This is a genomic window from Agrobacterium tumefaciens (assembly GCF_031801495.1).
Taxonomy (GTDB): domain Bacteria; phylum Pseudomonadota; class Alphaproteobacteria; order Rhizobiales; family Rhizobiaceae; genus Agrobacterium; species Agrobacterium tumefaciens_K.
Genome location: NZ_JAOEGC010000001.1, coordinates 1,917,725 through 1,939,488 on the forward strand (window position 1 = coordinate 1,917,725; position 21,764 = coordinate 1,939,488).

The 21,764-nt window shown below is 58.8% G+C and carries 19 protein-coding genes; 6 read left to right on the top strand and 13 right to left on the bottom strand.

Features of this window, described 5'->3' with window-relative positions:
* Positions 1-34 precede the first annotated feature (34 nt).
* Positions 35-1,771, top strand: coding sequence for a M14 family zinc carboxypeptidase (locus N7578_RS08865; RefSeq protein WP_311109905.1), 1,737 nt, complete (start codon positions 35-37; stop codon positions 1,769-1,771).
* Positions 1,772-1,775: 4 nt separating this feature from the next.
* Here the strand turns inward: N7578_RS08865 and uxuA are convergent, their stop codons facing one another.
* From uxuA to N7578_RS08900, 7 genes are all read right to left on the bottom strand, one after another.
* Positions 1,776-2,984, bottom strand: coding sequence for a mannonate dehydratase (gene uxuA, locus N7578_RS08870; protein ID WP_311109906.1), 1,209 nt, complete (start codon positions 2,982-2,984; stop codon positions 1,776-1,778).
* 16 nt (positions 2,985-3,000) lie between these two features.
* Entirely contained in the window at positions 3,001-4,047 is a 1,047-nt protein-coding gene (locus N7578_RS08875; protein ID WP_311109907.1) for an L-idonate 5-dehydrogenase, read from the bottom strand.
* A 56-nt stretch (positions 4,048-4,103) separates the two neighbouring features.
* Entirely contained in the window at positions 4,104-5,510 is a 1,407-nt protein-coding gene (locus N7578_RS08880; RefSeq protein ID WP_311109908.1) for a TRAP transporter large permease, read from the bottom strand.
* A gap of 3 nt (positions 5,511-5,513) precedes the next feature.
* Complete coding sequence (locus N7578_RS08885) at positions 5,514-6,089, bottom strand: TRAP transporter small permease (RefSeq protein WP_311109909.1); 576 nt, start codon at positions 6,087-6,089, stop codon at positions 5,514-5,516.
* A 72-nt stretch (positions 6,090-6,161) separates the two neighbouring features.
* A complete protein-coding gene (locus N7578_RS08890) occupies positions 6,162-7,136 on the bottom strand; it encodes a sialic acid TRAP transporter substrate-binding protein SiaP (protein WP_311109910.1) in 975 nt (324 codons plus the stop codon).
* 62 nt (positions 7,137-7,198) lie between these two features.
* Complete coding sequence (locus N7578_RS08895; RefSeq protein WP_311109911.1) at positions 7,199-7,915, bottom strand: FadR/GntR family transcriptional regulator; 717 nt, start codon at positions 7,913-7,915, stop codon at positions 7,199-7,201.
* A 267-nt stretch (positions 7,916-8,182) separates the two neighbouring features.
* Entirely contained in the window at positions 8,183-8,869 is a 687-nt protein-coding gene (locus tag N7578_RS08900) for an HAD family hydrolase (protein ID WP_311109912.1), read from the bottom strand.
* Between the two features lie 426 nt (positions 8,870-9,295).
* Here N7578_RS08900 and minC point away from each other — a divergent pair, with 426 nt between their 5' ends.
* Genes minC through minE form a run of 3 tightly spaced genes read left to right on the top strand, consistent with a single transcriptional unit; the run spans position 9,296 to position 11,141 of the window.
* On the top strand, positions 9,296-10,027 hold the full coding sequence (gene minC / locus N7578_RS08905; protein ID WP_311109913.1) for a septum site-determining protein MinC: 732 nt from the start codon (positions 9,296-9,298) through the stop codon (positions 10,025-10,027).
* Positions 10,028-10,068: 41 nt separating this feature from the next.
* Positions 10,069-10,884, top strand: coding sequence for a septum site-determining protein MinD (minD, locus tag N7578_RS08910; RefSeq protein ID WP_311109914.1), 816 nt, complete (start codon positions 10,069-10,071; stop codon positions 10,882-10,884).
* Positions 10,881-11,141, top strand: a complete 261-nt coding sequence (gene minE, locus N7578_RS08915) for a cell division topological specificity factor MinE (protein WP_311109915.1) — start codon at positions 10,881-10,883, stop codon at positions 11,139-11,141. The genes minD and minE overlap by 4 nt, the downstream gene beginning before the upstream one ends.
* A gap of 55 nt (positions 11,142-11,196) precedes the next feature.
* On the opposite strand, the gene N7578_RS08920 is transcribed toward minE, so the two are convergent.
* From N7578_RS08920 to N7578_RS08930, 3 genes are all read right to left on the bottom strand, one after another.
* Positions 11,197-12,096 carry an amino acid ABC transporter substrate-binding protein gene (locus N7578_RS08920; RefSeq protein ID WP_311109916.1) on the bottom strand — a complete coding sequence of 300 codons (900 nt, stop codon included), beginning with the start codon at positions 12,094-12,096 and terminating at the stop codon, positions 11,197-11,199.
* Positions 12,097-12,168: 72 nt separating this feature from the next.
* The gene (locus N7578_RS08925) at positions 12,169-13,053 is read right to left on the bottom strand and encodes an amino acid ABC transporter substrate-binding protein (RefSeq protein WP_422646693.1); all 885 of its coding nucleotides are present in this window, start codon (positions 13,051-13,053) and stop codon (positions 12,169-12,171) included.
* Between the two features lie 76 nt (positions 13,054-13,129).
* A complete protein-coding gene (locus N7578_RS08930; protein ID WP_311109918.1) occupies positions 13,130-15,445 on the bottom strand; it encodes an EAL domain-containing protein in 2,316 nt (771 codons plus the stop codon).
* Positions 15,446-15,730: 285 nt separating this feature from the next.
* Between N7578_RS08930 and N7578_RS08935 the strand changes: the two genes are divergently transcribed.
* Positions 15,731-17,092, top strand: coding sequence for an amidase (locus N7578_RS08935; protein WP_311110095.1), 1,362 nt, complete (start codon positions 15,731-15,733; stop codon positions 17,090-17,092).
* A gap of 134 nt (positions 17,093-17,226) precedes the next feature.
* Here the strand turns inward: N7578_RS08935 and N7578_RS08940 are convergent, their stop codons facing one another.
* The 3 genes from N7578_RS08940 to N7578_RS08950 are packed head-to-tail and all read right to left on the bottom strand — an operon-like array spanning position 17,227 to position 20,222.
* A complete protein-coding gene (locus N7578_RS08940; RefSeq protein ID WP_311109919.1) occupies positions 17,227-17,868 on the bottom strand; it encodes a ThuA domain-containing protein in 642 nt (213 codons plus the stop codon).
* Positions 17,869-17,885: 17 nt separating this feature from the next.
* On the bottom strand, positions 17,886-18,986 hold the full coding sequence (locus N7578_RS08945) for a Gfo/Idh/MocA family oxidoreductase (RefSeq protein WP_311109920.1): 1,101 nt from the start codon (positions 18,984-18,986) through the stop codon (positions 17,886-17,888).
* 36 nt (positions 18,987-19,022) lie between these two features.
* Positions 19,023-20,222, bottom strand: coding sequence for an ROK family transcriptional regulator (locus tag N7578_RS08950; RefSeq protein WP_311109921.1), 1,200 nt, complete (start codon positions 20,220-20,222; stop codon positions 19,023-19,025).
* 197 nt (positions 20,223-20,419) lie between these two features.
* Here N7578_RS08950 and N7578_RS08955 point away from each other — a divergent pair, with 197 nt between their 5' ends.
* The gene (locus N7578_RS08955) at positions 20,420-21,721 is read left to right on the top strand and encodes an extracellular solute-binding protein (RefSeq protein ID WP_311109922.1); all 1,302 of its coding nucleotides are present in this window, start codon (positions 20,420-20,422) and stop codon (positions 21,719-21,721) included.
* Positions 21,722-21,764 lie beyond the last annotated feature (43 nt).

Genomic DNA, 21,764 nt, shown 5'->3' on the forward strand with positions numbered 1-21,764 from the left:
ATTATTTCCATGCCGCACATTTTGACAGGATCTCATGACCGTCATCTTCGAAAAAAACTTCGTTCGAACGCTGACCCGGCTGGTGGAGCGAGTGCAGCCCGGGAAACGCCTGCAGCTCTGGACATTCGATGACCGTAAAAACCGACAACAGGCGGAAGAAAGACTGGCGAAGCAGGGCGTGACTGCGCGGATCCGTAGCGCCTACAAGCCCTTGCTGCACGCCTTCATCGAGGAAATCGACCTTACAGGCGTGGAGCGCCTGCAAATTCTCTATCCGGTTCACGCCGCCGCGCCGCAGAATCGTTTCCTGCTGGAAGCCTATCCATTGGCGGCGATGATCGGAGATAGAAAGATCGATTTCATTGCCCGGGGCGATGGTGAGCTTCACTATGACGTCGTGCTGGAAACGGTGGATGGAAAGAAAAGCCTGCGGGTTTTCGCGCCGAACCACCTTCATGTCGACGCCGTGGGGGAGACGAACCTTTCGCCGACCGGTTGGCTGATCGAAGATGACGAAGGTCCGGGTAACCGGCTTGAGACGGAGTTTGAACTGCTGTTCGGCCAAGCCATGGCGGCGATTGCCCGTCACGATTGGGGTGAGCAGGAACCCTACTTTGACGAGTTGAATATCGGCATCCGCCTGCCGGTTGAGGATAAAGACCTGCCGGTCGGCGACGAGGTTCTGAGCCTTCGCGAAGCGCTGCATGAGGATTTCTATTTTTCGCTGCTGGAGTTCTTCCAGAAAAAATCCGGCCGCCCATCGGGGGATCGCGGTTTGCAGCCGGGCCAGATCGTGCCGGAAATCGTCGCGTCCAATGACGAGGTTTCGGTAAGGATAGAGACGCGGCCGCTTTCTGCGCTGTCTTTCGATGGCGTGCCGCAGCAACTGGATGACGCGGAAGCACCGCTTGGGTTCAGCGATGTTGCGGCTTCTATCGATGCCATTGGCGCTGTTACCTTCGACACGGATACCCGCTCGGGCAGAGTGGTGAAGGCATGTTATGTAAAAGGAACCGATTTTCCGGTGATGATAAGCGCCGGGCAGCACGCTAATGAAACCACGGGTGTTGCCGGAGCCTTACGGGCGGCAAACAGACTTGTCAGGCGGGAAGGGGCGCATTTCACCCTTTCGCCGATGGAAAACCCGGATGGTTACGCACTGCATCAAAGACTTCGGCGGGACAATCCCCGCCATATGCACCACGCCGCCCGTTATACCGCCTTTGGCGACGATCTCGAATATCGGATCGCAGCAGATGGCGCGATGCCATCACATGAAACGGCGATCCGCCATAAGGCGCGGCAGTTGAGTGGCGCGCACCTTCATCTCAATCTGCATGGTTACCCGGCGCATGAATGGACACGGCCATTTTCCGGTTATGTGCCTCGCAATTTCGGCGCATGGACTTTGCCGAAAGGGTTCTTCCTGATCGCCCGCCATCATGCGGGATGGGCCAACGAAACCGAAAAACTTCTGGATGCGGTGACGCGACATCTGATGACCGTTCCGGGCCTGATGGAAAACAACGTCAGGCAGATCGCGCTTTACGAAGCCCATGCTGGCAGGACGGGATTCCGTTTCATCAATGGCTTTCCCTGTTTCGTGTCGGAGGATCAGCGCGGCATCGTTCCGATCACGCTGATCACGGAATATCCGGACGAAACCGTCTATGGCGTCGCCTTCCGCGCCGGTCATGCGGCGCAGATGGAGACGGTGCTGGCCGCCTACGATGCCTGGCAGGAGATCGCGGCCAACATCGAAGTCGCCTGAAACGTCAGACGTTCGCTTGCACAAGTCCGAACTGGCTATGTGTCAAAGTGCGCTCGATGCCACGCAGTTCTGCCAGACCCTTGAGGCGACCAATGGCGGGATATCCGGGCTGTGCGCCGCGCGTCAGATCATCGAGGATTTCCTGTCCATGGTCCGGGCGCATCGGGATCTGGTGATCCTCCCGTCCCTCGGCGCGGCGACGCGCTTCTTCCGACACTAGCGCCGCGATAACGGCCACCATGTCCGTGCCGCCTTCCAGATGCTCGTCCTCGAAGAACGAGCACGGCACCGTGTCGGTGTCGCGTGTCACATTGCGCAAGTGAACGAAATGGATGCGGTCGGCAAAGCGCTTTGCGATGAATGGCAGGTCGTTATCCGCCCTTGCGCCGAGTGAACCGGTGCAGAGCGTCACGCCGTTGGCGCGGCTATCGACCTGAGACAACATGTGAGCGTAATCCGCTTCCGTCGAAAGAATGCGTGGCAGGCCTAGCAGCGGCCAGGGCGGATCGTCACCATGTGCGCAGATGTTGATGCCGACCTCGTCGGCAACTGGCGTCACTTCAGAGAGGAAGTCGATCAGATTCTGCTGCAAGCGCGTGCGGTTTGTGCCGCGATAGGAGCGCAGCTTTTCGAGAAGCTGGTCGAGTGTGTAGCCATCCGCCGAACCGGGCAGCCCCGCTCCGATGTTCTTGCCGAGCGCTGCAATCTTAGCGTCCGCCATTCCGGAAAAGCATTTTGCAGCGTCTTCCTGTAGCCAGTCGGGATAATCCGCCGTTGCATCGGGACGTTTGAGAATATGAATATCGAAGGCAGCAAAATCGGTCAGGTCGAAGCGCATGGCCTTCGCGCCGTGCCGCGTTTCCCAGCGCAGGTCCGTGCGCGTCCAGTCCAGAACTGGCATGAAATTGTAACAGACGGTGCGGATGCCGGAGGCGGAAAGACGCCGCAGCGTCTCCTGCCAGTTTGCGATATGGCGTTTCCAGTCGCCAGTCTGGGTCTTGATGTCTTCGGAAACCGGCACGCTTTCCACCACATCCCAGACCAGCCCACCCGCCTTGATCGCCTCATGGCGTTTGGCGATCTCGTCGACGGGCCAGACCTCGCCGGTCGCGATGTGATGCAAAGCGCTGACGATGCCTTCGGCGCCCGCCTGCGCTGCATCCTGAACCGTTACCTTGTCGACCGGACCGAACCAGCGCCATGTATGTCTCATTGTTTTTCCTTCGATGTCATACTGCGGAAAAGGTCAGTTGCACCTTGCAGGCGGCAGATCGGTCGCCCGCCTGCTCGAATGCGGCGACTGCATCTTCCAGTGGAAACGCGTGGGAAATGATGGGTCGCACATCGATCTCGCGTGATGCGATCAGTTGTGCGGAAAGGGCGAATTCCTCATGGAAGCGCTGCGAGCCGCGCCAGAGGACTTCCTTACCCACAAGTGCATTCAGCGGAATGGTGATGTCACCGGTCACGCCGACCTGAACGATGGTGCCGCGTGGCTTGACGCAGGCAAAGGCCGTTCTGAGCGCCGGGCCCGCCGCCGAGCAATCGAAGATCACGTCGAAATAGCCCTTGTTATCCTGATAGGGGAGAAGCGCATCCACATTCGTGGCGACATTGATCGTCCGATCCGCTCCCATGGTAGGCGCACGGTCCAGAGCCGCATCGGCAAGATCGGTGGCCACGACGATGGCGGCGCCGGCATGGCGTGCGGCGGCAATGGTCAGCAGACCGATCGGGCCGGCTCCCGTCACCAGCACGTTGAGGCCGGTCAGGTCGCCAGCCTGTGCAACGGCATGCAGGCATACGGCGAGCGGTTCTGTGCATGCCGCTTCCGCAGGCGTCACCTTCTTGCCGAATGCCGCGCATTGTACGGCGGGAACCACAAAGCGGTCGCGGAACATGCCCTGTTCATGCGGCAGGCGCATGGCGCTGCCCATGAAGCGCATTTCCGTGCAATGGATCTGCTGGTGCTTCTGGCAGAAATCGCACTGCCCGCAAGGCTGCGAGGGATTGACGGCAACGAGTTGACCGATGGCAAGGCCGCTCACGCCTGAGCCGAGCGCCTCGATATATCCCGATGCCTCATGGCCGCAGATAATCGGTTCACGGACACGGACAGGGCCGAAACCGCCATCCAGATAATAATGAAGATCGGAGCCGCAGATGCCGCCCGCTGCCATGCGCAGCAGAACTTCGCCCGGTCCGGGGGGCAGGATTTCCTGCGTCTCGACGCGGATATCCTGCCTGCCATGGAGACGTGCCACACGTGTGTGCATGACGATGACCTTTCAGATGGCGTGGGAGGGCGCGGCTGACGCCGCGCCCTTTGTCGTTAACGGATGAGGCCAAGCTGGGTCGGCAGCCAGAGCGTGATCGACGGGATGAAGGTGATCAGCGCCAGCGCCGCGAAAAGCGGGATCATCCAGGGTAGGATCGCCATCGTCGTCCGCTCCACCGACATTTTCGAGATGCGGGAGAGAACGAACAGCACCATGCCGACCGGCGGGGTCAGCAGGCCAATCATCAGGTTCAGCGTCACGATCAGGCCGAGATGGACGGGATCTATGCCGTAACGGGCCGCCACCGGCATCAGGATCGGCACCAAGATGCTGATCGCCGCGATAGTGTCGAGGAAGGCGCCGACGATGAGTAGCAGGATGTTGACGATGATGAGGAAGGTCCACCAGTTGCTCGTCATCGAGAACATGAAGTCGGAGAACAGCTGCGCCGCCTGGCTGACCGTCAGGAGCCATGCGAAGATCGATGCGGCCGTGACGATGAACAGGACCGATGCCGTGGTTTCGATGGTATCGAACGTGGCCTTGGACAGCGTTCTGAACGTCATGGTGCGGTAGCGCACGAGGCCGAGGAACAACGACCAGAGCACGGCCGCGACAGCCGCTTCCGTGGGTGTGAACCAGCCCATCGTCATGCCGCCGATCAGAAGCACCGGCGTCATCAGCGCCATCACCGCGGAGAAGTCGTAATACCAGTCCAGCGCGACGAGAACTGCAAGGCCGATGAGAACTGCAACGTTAACCGAAAGTCCGGCGAGGATCAGCAGGTAGACCGCCACCGGGAACGAAAGGACGATCACCACTTCCATGGATGCCGAAAGAAGCTGCTTCAGTTCGAAGGGGGTATCTGAACCCCAGCCCTTGCGCTTTGCGAAGATATAGACCGTCAGCATCATCAGCACGGTCATGACGACGCCCGGAATGATGCCCGCCATGAACAGCGCGCCGATCGAGGCGTTTGCCATCATGCCGTAGATGACAAAGGGCAGGGACGGTGGGAAAATCGGACCGAGCGTTGCGGAGGCTGCGGTGACGCCAACGGCGGCTTCGACGGGATAGCCGTGATCCTTCATCGCCTTGATTTCGATCGTGCCGATACCGGCAGCATCGGCGAGGGCCGTGCCGGACATGCCAGAGAAGACCACCGATCCGATGATGTTGACCTGCGCAAGACCGCCCTTCATCCAGCCCACCAGCGACAGCGCAAAGCGGTAGATGCGTCCAGTCACTCCAGCGATGTTCATCAGGTTTCCGGCCAGAATGAAGAAAGGCACGGCGATGAGCGGAAAGCTCTCCACGCCCGCGATCATGCGCTGGGCGGCAATGATGTCAGGGGCGACGCCGTAGATGATGAGATAGGCTAGCGAGGAGACGGCCATGGATACGGCGACCGGCGTGCCGATGATGAGCAGCAGAAGAAAGGAGCCGATAAGCAGAAGCATGGTCTAGATTCCCTGTGTGCTGACGGCTTCCTGAGCCTTCTCGCGGATGGTCTGTTTGCCGGTGATGTCCTTGACGAAGTTGTGCAGGGCACGCAGGAACATCAGCGCAAAGGCGGCGAATACGGTGTAAAAGACGATGCCGCGTGGCAGGTCGACAGTGACCATGCGCTCGTCGCCGACGATTTCGAGGTAGCGCCACATCAGCCAGGTGATGTAGGCGAAAAAGCCGATGGTGATGAGGTCGACGATCAGTTCCAGCGCACGCCCGACGGGTTTGGGCAGGAAACGGTAGATAAGATCGACATGAATGTGGCGAAACATGCGCGTGCACATGACCGAACCGAGAAAGACCACGACGACAAGGCAGTTGGCGGCTATTTCCTCCGTCCAGGCGAAGCTGTCGTTGAGGACGTACCGCGTAAAGAATTGCAGGAAGACGCACAGGCCCATGCCCCAGAAAACGGCAAGGGTCAGCCAGTCCTCGAACGCATAGGGAGACAGATCGACGGGGCCGACCTCCTCCTCGAAGGCATGCGCCATTTCTTCCACGCTGATGGGGGCGTGTTGATGGTCAGTCATTGACGGGACTCCAGTCCGAGTATTGTGGTGGGCTGCACCCCGGCCGGGTGAGGGCCGGGATGCGCTCGTGGATCACTGGATGGCGCGAATGGCGTCCCAGTCGGCCTTGTCGTATCCGAAGTCCTCGAGCTTCACCTTGTCGATGACATTCTTTTCGAAGTCGGCCTTGTCGACTTCCGCAACGGTGATGCCCTTCGACTTGAATTCATCGACCAGCGCCTTTTCGCGTGCCTCGATGGTTTTCGTCGTGCGGGCCGCAGCCTCCTGCATCACGTCGGTGAAGATTTTTTTGTCTTCGTCCGAAAGGCTTGCCCAGCGGGTCTTGGAGACCAGCGTGTTGAGGTGGTCGACGATATGGCCCGTCAGAACGATGTTCTTCTGCACTTCGTAGAACTTCTTCGCCTCGATGGTCGTCAGCGGGTTTTCCTGTGCCTCGACGGTGCCGTTCTGGAGTGCGAGATAGACTTCGGCAAAGGCGATCGGAGTGGTGTTCGCACCGCAGGCGCGCGGCATGGCCAGATAGGCTGGAACATCGGGAACGCGCATTTTCAGCCCGTTCATGTCACCGCATTTTGCAATCGGCTTGTTCGAGGTCGTGTGGCGCGTGCCGTAGTAGCTGACGGCGACGATATGGTTGCCGGTCTTGTCTTCGTAGCCTTTGGCGAGCTTCTTGAAGACATCGCTCTTCGTGTAGGCGATCAGATGGCTCGGATCGCGGAAGATGTAGGGGAAGTAGGTGACGCCGATCGGCTTGTGATCGCGCGCCGCAAAGCTCGACCCTGAAATGATGATATCGACCGTGCCGAGCTTCAGACCCTGATTGATATCCGCTTCCTTGCCGAGCTGCGAAGCGGGGAACACATCGATCTTGTAGCGACCCTCGGTGCGCTTGGCGATTTCTTCCGCCGCCCATACCGAATCCGTATGGAACGGTTCCGATGTTTCGTAAACATGGGCCCATTTCAGCACGGTCTGCGCCTGTGCCGCCAAAGCCGATAGCAGAACCGCTGCCGTAGCACCCATCAAAGTAGACAATCTGATTTTCATTCTTAACTCCTCCCCAATTAAATCCAGATGTGTTGCGTTTTCCCGCCGCCGGCTGGCGGCGGTTATTCCTCCCCGATCGTTTCCTCCCCGAAACTTTCGGAAAATCTCTTCTGCGATAGCGTCAGGTGCTGCCGCATTGCCTCGCGTGCGGTTGCGGGATCGTTGGCAGCGATCGCATCGCGGATGATGCGGTGTTCTGATACCGCAAGGCTCCATGTATGCGGACCCTCGAAATAGCTGGCGAGCTTTTCGAAATATGGAGAAAGGCTGCGCTCGTCGTAGATCAGCCCGGTAAAGCGGTTGAGGGCCGAGTTGCCGATGATGTCGGCGATGGCAGTATGGAAGGCGCGGTCGAGATTGAGCGCCTGAGGCGAATTGTCGAGGGCGGCGGCCATGCGCTCAATGATGTCGTCGAGTTTTACGATGGAATCGGGAGTGGCGAGCCGTGCAGCCTCTTCGGCAATGGCGCTCTCGATGATGCAGCGCGCCTGGAGGATTTCGAATGGTCCATGCGCATCCGGGATCGGCCGTATCGCCTTTTCCGGCTTTCCGGCGGCGTTCACATAAACGCCGGATCCCATTCGGATATGGATATGACCTTCCACCTCCAGCACGATCAGTGCTTCACGTACTGTCGGACGCGACACGCCGAAGCGTTCGGCGAGATCGCGTTCTGCCGGCAGGCGCTGGCCGTCGACCAGTTCTCCGGTTTCTATGAGCAAGCGAATTTGCTCCGCGACCAGCCTGTAAAGACGGCGCGGCTCCAGTGCCACAAACATGATTTCCTCCCGGCGCGAAAGTCTCCCCCCTTCGCGCAAGCGGTAAGATTGTCTTACCAATTCAATTAGTGATACGGGATGGCCTCAAAGTCAATCCGCATGCGGCCGAAAGTGACTGATTGTTTAAATCTATGATATATAATGATATTGTTCAGTTTCTTGATGGTTTTTGGCATTCTGCGCCGTGCCGATCTGAAAAAAATTGGTCAGGTGGCTTGGCCGTGTTCGGGCCAGTTGAGTCGTTGGGGGCTCCCTCGAACGATGTTTTCATTTTGGCGCAGGTAGAAGCCTCAGGGTACCAGTGATGCCAGTTGCTAAATCCAGTTCGCCATAGCCGCCAATCGAAAGATGCGCGGTATCGAGCGGGTGGGAATGTGTGGCATTGATGACCACGACGGTCGCGCCCATGCATTCGCCCGCCTGGATACCTGCAGGTGCGTCCTCGAACACGACGCAGCTCTCCGGCGAAACGCCGAGCTTTTCGGCTGCTTTCCTGTAACCTTCCGGATCAGGCTTTCCGTTCACGACATCCTCGGCGCAGATCATGACATCGGGCGGGGTCAGGCCAGCTGCAGCTAGCCGCCTTTCCGCCAGCGCCCGTGCCGCGGAGGTGACGATTGCCCATTTCCCGGCCGGGAGTTTTCCGAGGAAAGCTGCGGCACCCGGTATCTGAACGATCCCGTTCACATCGTCCATTTCCCTTTGCAGAAGCATGTCCGCCTGCTCATCGACGTCGAGGCCGGGAACGGCTTCGCGCTTCACGACTTCCAGCGCCCGCATCCCGTGGATGCGCTGCAGGAAGGCCTCCGGTTCGATGCCGTTATCAACCGCCCATTCGCGCCAGACGCGCTCGACCACGGCAATCGAGTTGACCAGCGTGCCATCCATGTCGAACAAAAAGGCTGAGTATTCACGCGAGAAGGTCACTTCGGCGGGCGGAACTTTGCTGTGCATCTGAGATTCCTGAAAAATGGCGGGTTCTCTACGTCTCTACCCCATCGCCGTGAGGGACGGAATCGGTTTTCGTCAATCCCTTCGTCAAGGACAGTCTCTCATTGGCAATATTTGACCCAAGGCTGGCGCAAGCTTTCCGTCCCAGAATCGGACGATTGATGCTATCCCTGACTCGGACAGACCATATCCGGCCGAAGGTCGGGTAGTGGCGGCATGATGGCCGCAGACGTGGCAATGATCCGATCTCATCGTGTGGCGTGAAGAGTGAATACGGAATTTAAATCAATGGAAAGCGGCTGTTTCCTGATTCTGTTTCTTAGCTTTTCAGGCGATGGCATTTCTTAATGCGGATGCCGTTTTCCACGCCGCGTTAACCTTTTGTTAACCATATTAGAGTTACCTGATGTCAACGATTTGTTTACCAAGATGACCAAAGTGCTAACAGACCAGCGTTCGATCCGTATCAAAGGCCGCTCCTTTCTGGCGGTTGTCCTTTCTCCCGAAGCGCCCGTGGATCAATGGCTGGAACGGCTGGATGATCTGGCGGCGCGTTCCGCCGGTTTCTTTCTGGCGCGTCCGGTTGTTCTGGATGTCGCGGATCTGGCCGTGGACAAGGCGGGTCTGAAGGCGCTGCTGGCTGCACTTACCGAACGCAATGTCGGTATCATGGGCATAGAGGGCGTGCGTCCGTCGATGATCGAGCCCGGCATGCCGCCGGCGCTGAAGGGCGGCAAGCCTGCCTCCGACGTTGAGGTGGAACCTGTTGCAGCCGCTCCCATCGAGGCGGAAGATGCAAAGCCGCGCCCGTCCGGTGAGATTCGCGCCGTGGTGCAATCACTTGTCATCAATGAGCCGGTGCGCTCCGGGCAGTCGATCATGTTCCCGGAAGGTGACGTGACCGTCATCGGTTCTGTAGCGTCAGGCGCTGAAATCATCGCGGGCGGTTCCATACACGTCTATGGCGCGCTGCGCGGACGGGCGATGGCAGGCTCGCTCGGCAATGTTTCCGCGCGCATTTTCTGCCGCAAGCTGGAGGCGGAACTGCTGGCGATCGATGGCGTCTACAAGGTGGCCGAAGACATAGACGACAAGCTGCGCGGACAGCCGGTCCAGCTGTGGCTGGAAAACGATACGATCAAAGCAGAGAAACTAAATTGAGCCAAAATGGCCAGAAAACAGGACAGGAACAGGAGAGCAATATGGGGAAGGTAGTCGTTGTAACTTCCGGAAAGGGCGGGGTCGGCAAGACCACCTCGACCGCTGCGCTGGGCGCTGCTCTGGCGCAGAACAAGCAGAAAGTTGTCGTCGTGGATTTCGATGTCGGTCTGCGTAACCTCGATCTGGTCATGGGTGCGGAACGCCGCGTTGTCTACGATCTCGTCAACGTCATTCAGGGCGATGCGAAGCTGACCCAGGCGCTGATCCGTGACAAGCGCCTCGACACGCTGTTCCTGCTGCCCGCATCGCAGACCCGCGACAAGGACAATCTGACGCCGGAAGGTGTCGAGTGGGTCATCAACGAACTGCGCAAGCATTTCGACTGGGTGATCTGCGACAGCCCGGCGGGTATCGAGCGCGGCGCGACGCTTGCCATGCGCCATGCCGACGTTGCCGTCGTCGTCACCAACCCTGAAGTGTCATCGGTGCGCGATAGCGACCGCATCATCGGCCTTCTCGATTCCAAGACCGTGAAGGCCGAACGCGGCGAGCGGATGGAAAAGCATCTGCTGCTGACTCGTTATGATCCGGCCCGCGCCGAGCGTGGCGACATGCTCAAGGTCGATGACGTTCTCGAAATTCTTTCCATCCCGTTGCTCGGCATCATTCCGGAAAGCTCCGATGTGCTGCGGGCGTCTAACGTCGGTTCGCCGGTCACACTCGCAGATGCACGTTGCGCTCCTGCGATGGCGTACTTCGACGCGGCGCGTCGTCTTTCCGGCGAAGACATCCCGGTGGTCGTGCCGGGCGAGAAGCGGGGTATCTTCTCCAAGATCTTCGCAAGGAGGGCTGCATGAGCATCTTCAGTCTTTTCCGCAAGCCGAAGTCTGCGCCGCTCGCACGCGAGCGACTGCAGGTCTTGCTTGCCCATGAACGTGCCTCGTCTGGCTCGGATCTGGTCGCTGTTCTCAGAGAGGAAATTCTGGCGGTCATTTCCAAGCATGTACAGATCGACAACGACAAGGTGCAGGTGCGAATGGATCGCGACGAGCATGTCTCCGTTCTGGAGATCGATGTCGAGATCCCACTCGGAACCAATCTGCGCGCTGCCTGAGGCTGGCTGCCGTTGACCTGATTACCGCCGCCGGTCCGACGACTGGCGGCGGTTTTTATTGGGTGCTGTCGACCGGATTGCGGAACGCCTGTGCAAGATCTTCGGGCAGGGGACGGCGCAGGTTCATGCCATGCGGCGGTATCGGGGCGTTGAACCATTTATCGTAGATCTTCTCGATCTCGCCGCTGGCATAAATCTTCGCCAGAGCACCGTTGACCGTTTCCTTGAATTCCAGATCGCCGTGCCGCATCATCAGGCCGTAGGGCTGGGGCGGCGCCAGATAATCGCTGGAGATTGAATAGTCTTCAGGTTTGCCTGTTTCGGCTACGAATGATCGCAGAAGAATGTCATCCATAATGAAGGCCGAGGCACGGCCTTCGGTCACCATGTCGAACCCGCCTTTCGTGCTGTCGCTCTGAACAACGGCGATACTCATGTTCTTGCGGCGGTTGAGAGCGTTCAGCTGGCTGATGTTGATCGTTCCGGTCGTCACCGAAACGGTTCTTCCGGCAAGGTCATCGAGAGTGGTAAGGCCACTCGATTTCAGCGCGACATAACGGGTGCCGGTTAAAAACAGATCATAGGAAAACCACACGGCCTTGCGGCGCTCTTCCGTGTTCGTGCTGGAAACGCATTCGAGATCGATGGCGCCGCTGTTGAGCATCGGGATACGGTTGCTGGGCGTGCGTTCAACGAACTCGACCTTGATGTCAGGCCTGCCGAGCTTTTCGCGGATTGCTTCCGTGACCCGCATGCACAGTTCTATGCTGTAGCCGATGGGGGTGGGCTCCGTTCCCAGATAGGAAAACGGCGTGTTGTTGTCACCGTAACCGATCCGTATGATACCGGTTCTGGCGATCGTTTCCAGGGTCGGCGGCTGGCTGCCGGTGGCGGCGGCGAGAGCCGGAGCAATAGCTGAGATGACCGAAGCAAGCCACAATACCGAGCCGCGCATAACGTATCTCCAAACAGAAATGTTCATCATCGGGTTTAACGTCGGCAGTCACTGGCAGCGATACCGCCACCGTCAGTCGTTGTATTCGCTTGGATTTTCATAGGCATGTCTGAGGGTGCCGGTCATAGGCAGCTTGAGGTTCATTCCATTCGGTGGGATGGGCGAGGTGAACCACTTTGCATAGAGATCGTTGATCCTTTGGCTGGTGAATATTTTCCGAAGGCTATCGTTTACGGCCGCCTTGAAGGCAGGGTCGTCACGCCGGAACATCAGGCCATAGGGTTCAGGAGCGCTGAGCGTGTCTTCCGAGAGGCTATAGAGATCGGGGTTTTCCGAGGTTGCGGCGAGGGCTGCGAGGAGGATGCCGTCCATGACGAAGGCCGAGGCCCGGCCGGAGGTCACCAGTTCGAAGGATTCCTCGTTGGTCTTCGTCGGCATGACGGAAATGTTCAGCCCCTGCTGCCGATTGACTGCGTTGAGCTGCTCTATGTTGACCGTTCCAGAAGCAGATGTAACGGAGCGGCCGGCCAGATCGGAGATCCTCGTCAGACCGTCGGCGGCCCGGGAGAGAAACTGCGTTGCCGTCATGAAGCTGGGATAGGAAAAATCAACGATTTTCCGCCGCTCGGCATTGTTGGTGGTGGCCGCGCATTCCAGATCGATCTGCCCGCTTCTGACAAGGATGAACCGTGTTGCCGGCGTGGCCTTCACGAATTCGACGTCGAGCCTGTCGAGCTTGAGCTGCTTCTGAATGTCTTCCGCGATGCTGCGGCAAAGATCGGTCGAAAAGCCGATGACATCGCCGTTCGGCAATTGATAGGAAAACGGCGGTTCGGCCTCGCGATAACCGATCCTGATCTTTCCTGACCTGGTGATCTGCTCCAGCGTTCCAATCTCGTTGGCTGCATGGGAGGTATCGATCGGTGCAAGGAATGCGAGGGTAATAAGGCAAGGCATGAAATAACGCATTTCATTTTCCTTTGGGTCGGTACGGCCGCGCGTTTCGAAGACGGCCTTTGAAAAAACGGTTCTTTCAAATCGTTTGTGTGGAAAGCTGATGGTCCTGATCCTGCAAGCGGTCGGTTGTTCGCAGGCTATTGTATGGAATGAGGTCGGTTGTCCGGTTCTTGACGATTTCGGCAAGCGGGGCGGGCTCTGCGAAATAATAGCCTTGCGCTTCGTCGCATTGCAGAAGCCTCAGTGCCTTCACCTGCTCCATGCTCTCCACGCCTTCGGCAGTCACTTCGAGGCCGATCTGTTCCGCCATGTCGGTGATGGTGCGCACGATTGCCGAGCACATGGGGCTGCCGGGCAGGCCGGAAACGAATTCGCGGTCGATCTTGATCTTGTCGAAGGCGATATGTGTCAGGCTGCTGAGGCCCGCATAGCCGGTGCCGAAATCATCGAGGGCAAGGCGCACGCCGCGGTCCTTGAGGCGTTTCAGCGCCCGTGTCCCGCTGTCTTTTTCCAGCATCGCCGTTTCGGTCACTTCCAGTTCAAGCCGTTCAGCGGCAAGGCCCGAATTCGTGAGCGCCCTGTCAACGATCTCGACGATATCGTCATGCGACAGCTGGACTGCGGAAAGGTTGACGGCGAGGCGGATATCATCAGGCCAGGTCATGGCATCCACGCAGGCCTGTGTGATGACCCATTCGCCCAGCGGCTTGATGAAATTGCTCTCTTCCGCAAGTGCGATAAAGCGCTCGGGCGAGATGACGCCCAGCGTATTGTGCCTCCAGCGGGCGAGAGCCTCATAGGCGGCAATCCGGCCGGTTCTGAGGTTGACGATCGGCTGGTAGTGAAGTTCGAATTCGTGGTTCTGCAAGGCGGACTTCATGTCGATTTCCAGCGCATGCTTGTCCTGTGTCGCCATGTCCATGCCCGGCTCGTAGAATACGAACAGGCCGCATCCCATCGATTTGGCCCGATAAAGGCCGAGATCGGCGTGCTGCAGAAGCTGGCTCGAAGATGTGCCATGATCGGGGGCACAGGCGATGCCTATGCTCGTGTCGACGCTGACGCTGCCGCTGCCGAGGATGAAGTTCTGCGAAACGATCTCCACGACGCGTTTCGCGAGGTCTCGTCCTTCCTTCTCGGGATTTTCGACAACGGACTGGATGATCGCGAATTCATCGCCGCCCAGCCGGCTCACCATATCATTCTGACCGAGGATCGATGCAATGCGCGATGCCGCCGCAACCAGCAAGGCATCGCCGGAAGCGTGTCCGAGTGTGTCGTTGACGGCCTTGAAACGGTCGAGGTCAAGCAGCATTACGTTGAAACGTGAGCCGGTTTCGTGAAGATGCTCCAGACGGGCGTCGAGTGTCTTCATCAGCAGCGCACGGTTGGGTAGTCCCGTCAGCGCGTCATGGTGGGCCATATGCTCCATCTGTTGCGCCATGTCGCGTATCTGCCGCAGGTTTCCGCGTTCGACCACCGCTTCGCGTAGCGTTTCGATGGCGACGGCCATGTCTCCGATTTCATCGCGGCGATGCTGGAAGGGCGTCACCATATCGGTTTTTTCGCGGGCGATGCGCAGGGTGGCCTGCACAAGCATTGGCACCGGCTTGAGAATGCGGCGCGCCATGAAGGCTACCAGAATTCCCGTTACCACCAGGACCACGCCGAGCGCGATCAACGAGTTGTAGATCAGTTTTCTCTGTGCGCCATACAGTTCTTCCGCGCGGCCGATACTGACGGCGACGGCGCCTATCGGCTGTTTCGTCGAATTGCTGATGATCGGTAGCAGGCCGATATAGTGATTGGTGTCGCCAATCGTTGCGAAATCGGCCGAAAACACGCCGCTCGCCGCTTTTTCAGAAAAGCCGGACGTTGCGATCAGTCTGTCGTCGTGTTCTTTCTCGCTGCTGTCGTATGCTGCGGCGATCTGTCGGAAACTGGAATCTGCTGTCTCGTAACGGAAGAGCCACGAAGGTCTTTTGGTCTGGGCGCTGATGAGCGCGAGTACGTCGCTTGGATCGAAACCGGTGACGAGAATGGATTCATCGTCGCCGATAGGCTGGCTGGTCAGAATTCCATTGACCTGCCCGTCCGGGTCGGCGTTGACGCTGACATAGGTGTAGATGCTTCGCAGCGTGGCGCTGGCAATCTGCGAATTCAGGCGTGCCTGGCTCAGCCATTGTTCACCAGCAGCGGCCACGAACATGTACCAGCCGACGAGCGCGCCAACGCTGTAGGAAAAGATGACTCCGGCCAGAAAAATGAAGGTTATCTTGTTGACGAGGGAGCGTCGTCTGCGCAAGCGGGACGTCCTCGGCTTTTTCACCGAAGCTGGTATCTCCCCGTGCTTGTCCTGTCTATCCTTATGCCGATAGGCAGTATCATCCATTCGCGATATTCCCCCGTCGCGTGGTCTGATGCTTTTTCAAAATTGTATAAAATATGTATCCCGATGCCGCCTGCTAAATAATTCAACAAAGTTTAGATGCGATTAAGAATTAGTCTGCCTTTTTACAGTCGACGCTTATGGAGACGGTGCGGTCTGCGCCATGCCTGACCTGGGCGATGGCGATCATGGCGGTCGTTATCGGAGGGTGAGCCAGTGAGGACTGCTCTTGCCAAGCGTGCGATAAACGGCATGGTGTGCTCGCAGTCGTTTATCGAGGAATACACAATGCGCCACATCGGCAAAAACGTTTCGCAGCTTTCGGTTCTGGTTCAATCTGGCAATCTCGACCCCCGGACACTGGTCGAGGAGACATTTGATGCGATCCGTTCGAACGACGATCAGTCGATATTTGTCGGCCTGACCGAGGCGCGAGCCATGGCGGAAGCGGATGCAGCCGCAAAGCGCATTCGGGATGGCCGCTCCGCTGGCGTTCTCGACGGTATTCCGGTTGCATGGAAAGATCTTTTCGATCTCGAGGGCATGGCGACGACGGCGGGTTCGAAGGTTCTGTCTTCGGCTCCCGCTGCTGACAGCGATGCGGAGGTCGTGACCGCGTTGAAGCAGGCGGGAATGGTTTGTGTCGGGCGCACCAACATGAGCGAATTCGCCTTTTCAGGACTTGGTATCAATCCGCATTATGGAACGCCCCGCAATCCCGCATCGAAAGATGGTCACCGCCTGCCGGGCGGTTCCTCGTCCGGTGCGGGTGCGGTCGTTGCTGCCGGTCTGGTGCCGGTCGCCATCGGCACGGATACGGGTGGATCCGTGCGCATCCCGGCTGCATTCAACAGCACGGTTGGCTACAAGGCAAGCCGTGGACGTTATTCCATGCGCGGCGTCTTTCCGCTGGCGAAGAGCCTCGATTCGCTCGGTCCCTTGACCCGTACGGTACAGGATGCCGTTTGGGTGGATGCGGCGATGCGCGGCAAAACCGCTCCTGATGCGGTTCGTCCGACCTCGCTAACCGGCCTGTCGCTCGTCGTACCGGAAACGATATTTTTCGATGGCATCGAGGATGGTGTGGCAGCGGCTTTCGAAGGCGCACTTGAACGTCTGTCGCGGGCTGGAGTGTCCATCCGCCGCCAGTCATTCCCGATCTTTGCGGAATTGTTCGATCTTATCAAGGAAAGAGGCGCGCTGGTCACGGCGGAAGCCTTCGCACTTCACAAGGAACGCCTGGAAGGGGCTGATGCCGAAGGCATGGACCCGCGTGTCGTTGCCAGAACGCGACTTGGCGCAAATACCTCCATGCCGGATTACATCGCCATTGCCGATGCCCGCGAACGGATGATCGCTGCGTTTTCCGGTATGGTCGGCAGGGATGAGCTGCTGGTTTCCCCGACACTGCCGCATGTCGCGCCGAAGGTCGAACCGCTTCTGATGGATGACGATGCCTTCTTCGCCATCAACGGCAAAACCTTGCGCAATACGCAGATCGGCAATTTCTTTGACTGGTGCGGCGTTTCCATCCCTTGCGGAACCGGCGACGCGGGCATGCCGGTCGGGCTGCTGCTTTCGGGGTTGTTTGGCGCGGATGATTTTCTTCTCGGTGCAGCACTTGCTGCGGAAGAGATCGTTCGAGGTTGAGGGGCGGCCCCACCCTTGTCATCCTCGGGCCTTGGCCCGATGATCCATAATCCACTGAAATCTATTGATTTTCAGTCAGGCCAGAGCATGACGGAGGAGGGGTGTTCGTACTTCCTCCGCCACTCCTGCCTATCTTACCGTGCCGCCCAGTTGGCGCCGCGGCGGAACATGGTCTTCATTTCGGGTACGGCAAATTCCTTTGCCTGATGGCCGAGCGCCGAATAAAACACGCGGCCCTTGCCGTATTTGCGCTTCCAGACGACCGGCATGACCACGCCGTCGATCCACCAGGCATGGTCGCCGGTGAATTTGGTCGTAGCCAGCACCTCGTTCGAAGGGTCGACGTGCATGTAATACTGCTCTGAGGTGTAGGGGAAATCGGAAATCCCCTCCATCAGCGGATCGTCGGGGCGGGTGATGTTGACGTGATAGTCGATGATGTTGCCAGGATGGGCGACCCACTGTCCACCGATCATGAACTGGTATTCGACGCATTCGCGGAAGCTGTCTCCTGCGCCGCCGTGAAAGCCAGCAATGCCGACACCGTTTTCAACAGCGGCCGTCAGGTTCTTGATCTCTTCCTTCTCGATCTTCGACATGGTGACGATCGGCACCACGAGGCTGAGATCATGCACGGACGGATCGGCGAAAGCCTCCGTGCTATGCTCCACATAGACCTTGAAGCCATCCTCCTCCAGAATGTCCTTGACGATCGTGGCGCATTCCTGCGGCTCGTGACCGCTCCATCCGCCCCATACAATCAGTGCTTCACGCATTTATTTCCTCCTCGGGATTATTTGCCGAGCTGGCCGTCGACCAGCGAGATTTCGAGCGGAGCAGGGCGCTCCACGGTGGTGGTTATGGATACGGTGCTGCCGGTATCGGATGCCGTCTGGAAGGCTTCCATGACCTCCAGAACATGCAGCGCGAGCGCACCATCAGCACGGTGCGGGCGATTTTCGCGGATGGCGTAGGCCATGTCGGCAACGCCGATGGAACGGTAGTTGCCGTCCGAATAGGGCGAGGAAAGCTCCTGTGGCTCGAATTGCCCGCCTTTTTTCAGCAATTGTAATTCGCCGCCGAAATGGTTGGGATCAGGCACGATCAGCGTGCCTTCCGTGCCGTAGATCTCCAGCGGCACATGCTTGTGGCCTGCCACATCGAAGCTCATGCCGACCTGCACGACCGCGCCGTTCTGGAAGGCCAGAACACCTGCAACGTGAGTTGCGACATGGACAGGGATTTTCTCCCCGTTTTTCGGCTGGCTGGTGATGAGCCGCTCGCTGCGCGGCGCGACCGCAAAACCGGCGACCTTGGCCACCGGCCCGAGAAGGTTGACGAGATCGGTGATGTAATAGGGACCCATGTCCAGCATCGGTCCGCCACCGACTTCATAATAGAAGGCGGGGTTGGGGTGCCAGCGCTCGTGACCGGGGCACATGAAGGTGGCCGTGCCGCCAACCGGAATGCCGAGAACACCGCTGTCGATCAGGCTGCGTGCCGTCTGGTGCCCGCCGCCGAGAAACGTATCCGGCGCGGAGCCGATTCGCAGGCCCTTCGCCTTCGCGGCATCTGCTAGACGTTTGCCTTCCGCGAAATTGATGCCGAGCGGTTTTTCGGAGTAGGTGTGCTTGCCGGCATCCAGCGCACGCAGACCGACCTCGACATGGGCTTTCGGGATCGTCAGGTTGACGATGATCTCGATGTTCGGATCGGCAAAAAGCTCGTCCATGGAGCGCGCCTCAAGGCCGAACTCCTCTGCCCGTGCCTTGGCCGCATCGGCATTCATGTCGGCAAGGCCGCGAATGTCGAGAATGGGGAACGACGCCATGGCTTTGAGATAGGCACTCGAGATGTTGCCGCAGCCGATGATGCCGATACCTACGCGTTTCATATCATTTCCTCCCGTAAATCAGAATGCTGGTGGCCGCTAGAGCGCTGGCCCCGTTGTGTTCCATGGCGATTCGTAAAGCTCGTAGAGTGCGACCGCCGCCGCCCCCTGGGCCCACAGCTCATCGCTTGAAAGGTCGAAGACGAGTTCTGCCACACCTGCCAGAGACGGCGGCACGGCAGCGCTGTAGCTGTCTCGAATGCTGGTGATGAATGGTTTGCCAAGTTCCAGGCTGGATCCGGTAATGATGACCCGAGGTGGTGCAAACAGCGTCACGATATTGGCGAGGGTCATGCCGATTGACGCGCCTGCCCGACGGGCTGCGGCAATCAGTTCGTTGTCTTCCGCTTCGATCAGCGCGTGGGCATGCTGCATGCCGCGACCGAGCCGAATGGCTTCGGCAAAGCGGCCGTCGACGGGACGTGAGCCCAAAATGGCGTTTTCGCCTGCCTGGCTCGCCAGTCGGACCGTACCTTCGTTGCCGAGATTGATCACCAGATCGCCTAGGTTGTGGCTGAGCCCGCCTGCGCCCCGGAAAAGCTGATTCTGGTGCAGCACGCCAAGACCAAGCGTCTGTTCCAGCGAGATCAGCACCATGTCTTCGAGTTCACGCGCATGGCCGAACCAGTGATGCGCGAGCGTGATGGCATGGGCATCGCTTTCGATGATGGTGGACGAGGACAGCCGTGTCGTCATTGCTTCGGCGAAGTCGACGTTTACTTCGCGCAGGATGGGGCTGCTGCGAATCTTGCCGGTGCGGTGTTCTATGACGCCCGGAAGACCGAGGCACACCATGTCGACGTCTTCCAGCGAAAGTCCCGCATCGAGCACGCAGCGTCGCACGCCGTCCTCGATCAAATCCGCAATGACACCAATCGGCTGGCGGTCGACGCGGATCGGCAGCGACAGGGTGGAAAGCACGTTGCCGCAAAAATCGGTCACGACGAAAACCATGCGATTGGCGGCGATCTTCGCGCCCACGACACGGGCCGCGTCCGGGTTCAGCTCCAGCATGACGCGCGGTCTGCCACGCGCGCTTTCTGCGCGAATATCACCGAGATGACGCGTCAGAATCAGGCCGTCATCAAGAAGCGAGGCGGTGATGGCGGAAACGGTCGTGGTGGAAAGCTGCGTTCTCTCGCTGATTTCCACGCGGGAGATGGGGCCGTGGCGACGGATGCTGTCCAGCACGCTTAGCCGATTGATCGCGCGCATCAGTTCTGGGTCTGCGGTTTTCATGGGAGCCTGCTGCGCTGTGGATGCCTCAAAAGCGAATTTACGCCGGAATGCGGATTAAATAACGTTGCCCTGAGGGGGTGTGTCAAGTCGTTTGGGTAAAAAATCGGCAAGCCGCCTTGACATTGGGCGGCGGCTAAGTTGAATTAATCCGCATTGGGGAATAAATGGTGAGGATGTCCCCAGGGAGGATCACGAATATGACCTATTGGCACGCAGGCGCAAGCCTGAGCGGCAGGATGATGTCCTTTGCCGCAACGACAAGCATAACCCTGATGCTCGGCGCGGCGAACGTTTCGGCGGCGACTGTCGTTAAATGGATGCATGTGGAGCTTGACCCGAAGGCCGTGGCGGTCTGGGAGGAAATCGCCAAGGACTATGAGGCGAAGCACCGCGGCGTCGATGTTCAGCTTCAGTTCCTTGAGAACGAAGCGTTCAAGGCGAAATTGCCGACGCTGCTTCAATCCAGCGACGTGCCGGATTTCTTCTATAGCTGGGGCGGCGGCGTTCTCGACGAACAATCGAAAACCGGCGCTCTGAAGGATCTGACCGAGGTTTTTGACGCCGATGGCGGTAAGTTGCGCAAGGCGTACAATTCCGCTGCCCTGGACGGCCTGTCCTTCGATGGCAAGGTTTGGGCCGTGCCTTACAAGTTCAGCCTCGTCAGCTTCTTTTATAACAAGGAACTGTTCGCCAAGGCGGGTGTGAAGGCTGACGACATCCAGACGTGGGATGATCTCGGCAACGCCGTGAAGAAGATCAAGGAAGCGGGAATCGTTCCGATTGCTGGCGGTGGCGGCGAAAAGTGGCCGATCCATTTCTACTGGAGCTATCTGGTGATGCGAAACGGCGGACAGCCGGTTTTCGAGGCCGCCAGCAAGGGTGAGGGGGAAGGGTTCCTGGACCCCGCCATCATCAAGGCGGGCGAACAGCTGGCCGAATTTGGCAAGCTCGAGCCGTTCCAGCCCGGTTATCTCGGGGCCACCTGGCCTCAGTCGCTTGGCGTTTTCGGCGATGGCAAGGCGGCGATGATCCTCGGATTCGACAACACGGAAGCCAACCAGCGCAAGAATGCCGGTGATGGCAAGGGTCTTGTACCGGAGAATATCGGCCGATTCGCATTCCCCGTCGTGGAAGGTGGCGCAGGCAAGGCTACCGATACGCTGGGCGGCCTGAACGGTTGGGCGGTGACGAAAAACGCATCGAAAGAGGCGATCGATTTCGCTACCTTCCTGACGAACAAGGAAAATGAGGAAAAAATGGCTGCTGCAGGCATGATCCTGCCGGTCGCGGCTGGCGCTGACGGTGCGGTCAAGAACCCGCTTCTGGCGGATTCCGCGAGGCAGCTTGCCGGGTCCACATGGCACCAGAACTTTTTCGACCAGACGCTCGGCGCGGCAGTGGGCCGTGTCGTCAATGACGTGTCCGTCGAGATCGTTTCCGGCCAGATGACCTCCGAAGAAGGCGCACAGCAGATTCAGGACGCCTTCGAGCTTCGCTGATTCCTGTGCGGGTAGGATGCCGCGCACCGTCGCGGCATCCGCC

Coding starts and splice junctions, on each gene's coding strand:
- N7578_RS08950 (WP_311109921.1), bottom strand. CDS start 20,222: ATGAAAACCGCAGACCCAGAACTGATGCGCGCGATCAATCGGCTAAGC.
- uxuA (WP_311109906.1), bottom strand. CDS start 2,984: ATGAGACATACATGGCGCTGGTTCGGTCCGGTCGACAAGGTAACGGTT.
- N7578_RS08890 (WP_311109910.1), bottom strand. CDS start 7,136: ATGAAAATCAGATTGTCTACTTTGATGGGTGCTACGGCAGCGGTTCTG.
- N7578_RS08925 (WP_422646693.1), bottom strand. CDS start 13,053: ATGCCTTGCCTTATTACCCTCGCATTCCTTGCACCGATCGATACCTCC.
- minC (WP_311109913.1), top strand. CDS start 9,296: ATGACCAAAGTGCTAACAGACCAGCGTTCGATCCGTATCAAAGGCCGC.
- N7578_RS08920 (WP_311109916.1), bottom strand. CDS start 12,096: ATGCGCGGCTCGGTATTGTGGCTTGCTTCGGTCATCTCAGCTATTGCT.
- N7578_RS08930 (WP_311109918.1), bottom strand. CDS start 15,445: ATGGATGATACTGCCTATCGGCATAAGGATAGACAGGACAAGCACGGG.
- N7578_RS08940 (WP_311109919.1), bottom strand. CDS start 17,868: ATGCGTGAAGCACTGATTGTATGGGGCGGATGGAGCGGTCACGAGCCG.
- N7578_RS08895 (WP_311109911.1), bottom strand. CDS start 7,915: ATGTTTGTGGCACTGGAGCCGCGCCGTCTTTACAGGCTGGTCGCGGAG.
- minE (WP_311109915.1), top strand. CDS start 10,881: ATGAGCATCTTCAGTCTTTTCCGCAAGCCGAAGTCTGCGCCGCTCGCA.
- N7578_RS08865 (WP_311109905.1), top strand. CDS start 35: ATGACCGTCATCTTCGAAAAAAACTTCGTTCGAACGCTGACCCGGCTG.
- N7578_RS08875 (WP_311109907.1), bottom strand. CDS start 4,047: ATGCACACACGTGTGGCACGTCTCCATGGCAGGCAGGATATCCGCGTC.
- N7578_RS08935 (WP_311110095.1), top strand. CDS start 15,731: ATGCGCCACATCGGCAAAAACGTTTCGCAGCTTTCGGTTCTGGTTCAA.
- N7578_RS08880 (WP_311109908.1), bottom strand. CDS start 5,510: ATGCTTCTGCTTATCGGCTCCTTTCTTCTGCTGCTCATCATCGGCACG.
- N7578_RS08900 (WP_311109912.1), bottom strand. CDS start 8,869: ATGCACAGCAAAGTTCCGCCCGCCGAAGTGACCTTCTCGCGTGAATAC.
- N7578_RS08885 (WP_311109909.1), bottom strand. CDS start 6,089: ATGACTGACCATCAACACGCCCCCATCAGCGTGGAAGAAATGGCGCAT.
- minD (WP_311109914.1), top strand. CDS start 10,069: ATGGGGAAGGTAGTCGTTGTAACTTCCGGAAAGGGCGGGGTCGGCAAG.
- N7578_RS08945 (WP_311109920.1), bottom strand. CDS start 18,986: ATGAAACGCGTAGGTATCGGCATCATCGGCTGCGGCAACATCTCGAGT.
- N7578_RS08955 (WP_311109922.1), top strand. CDS start 20,420: ATGACCTATTGGCACGCAGGCGCAAGCCTGAGCGGCAGGATGATGTCC.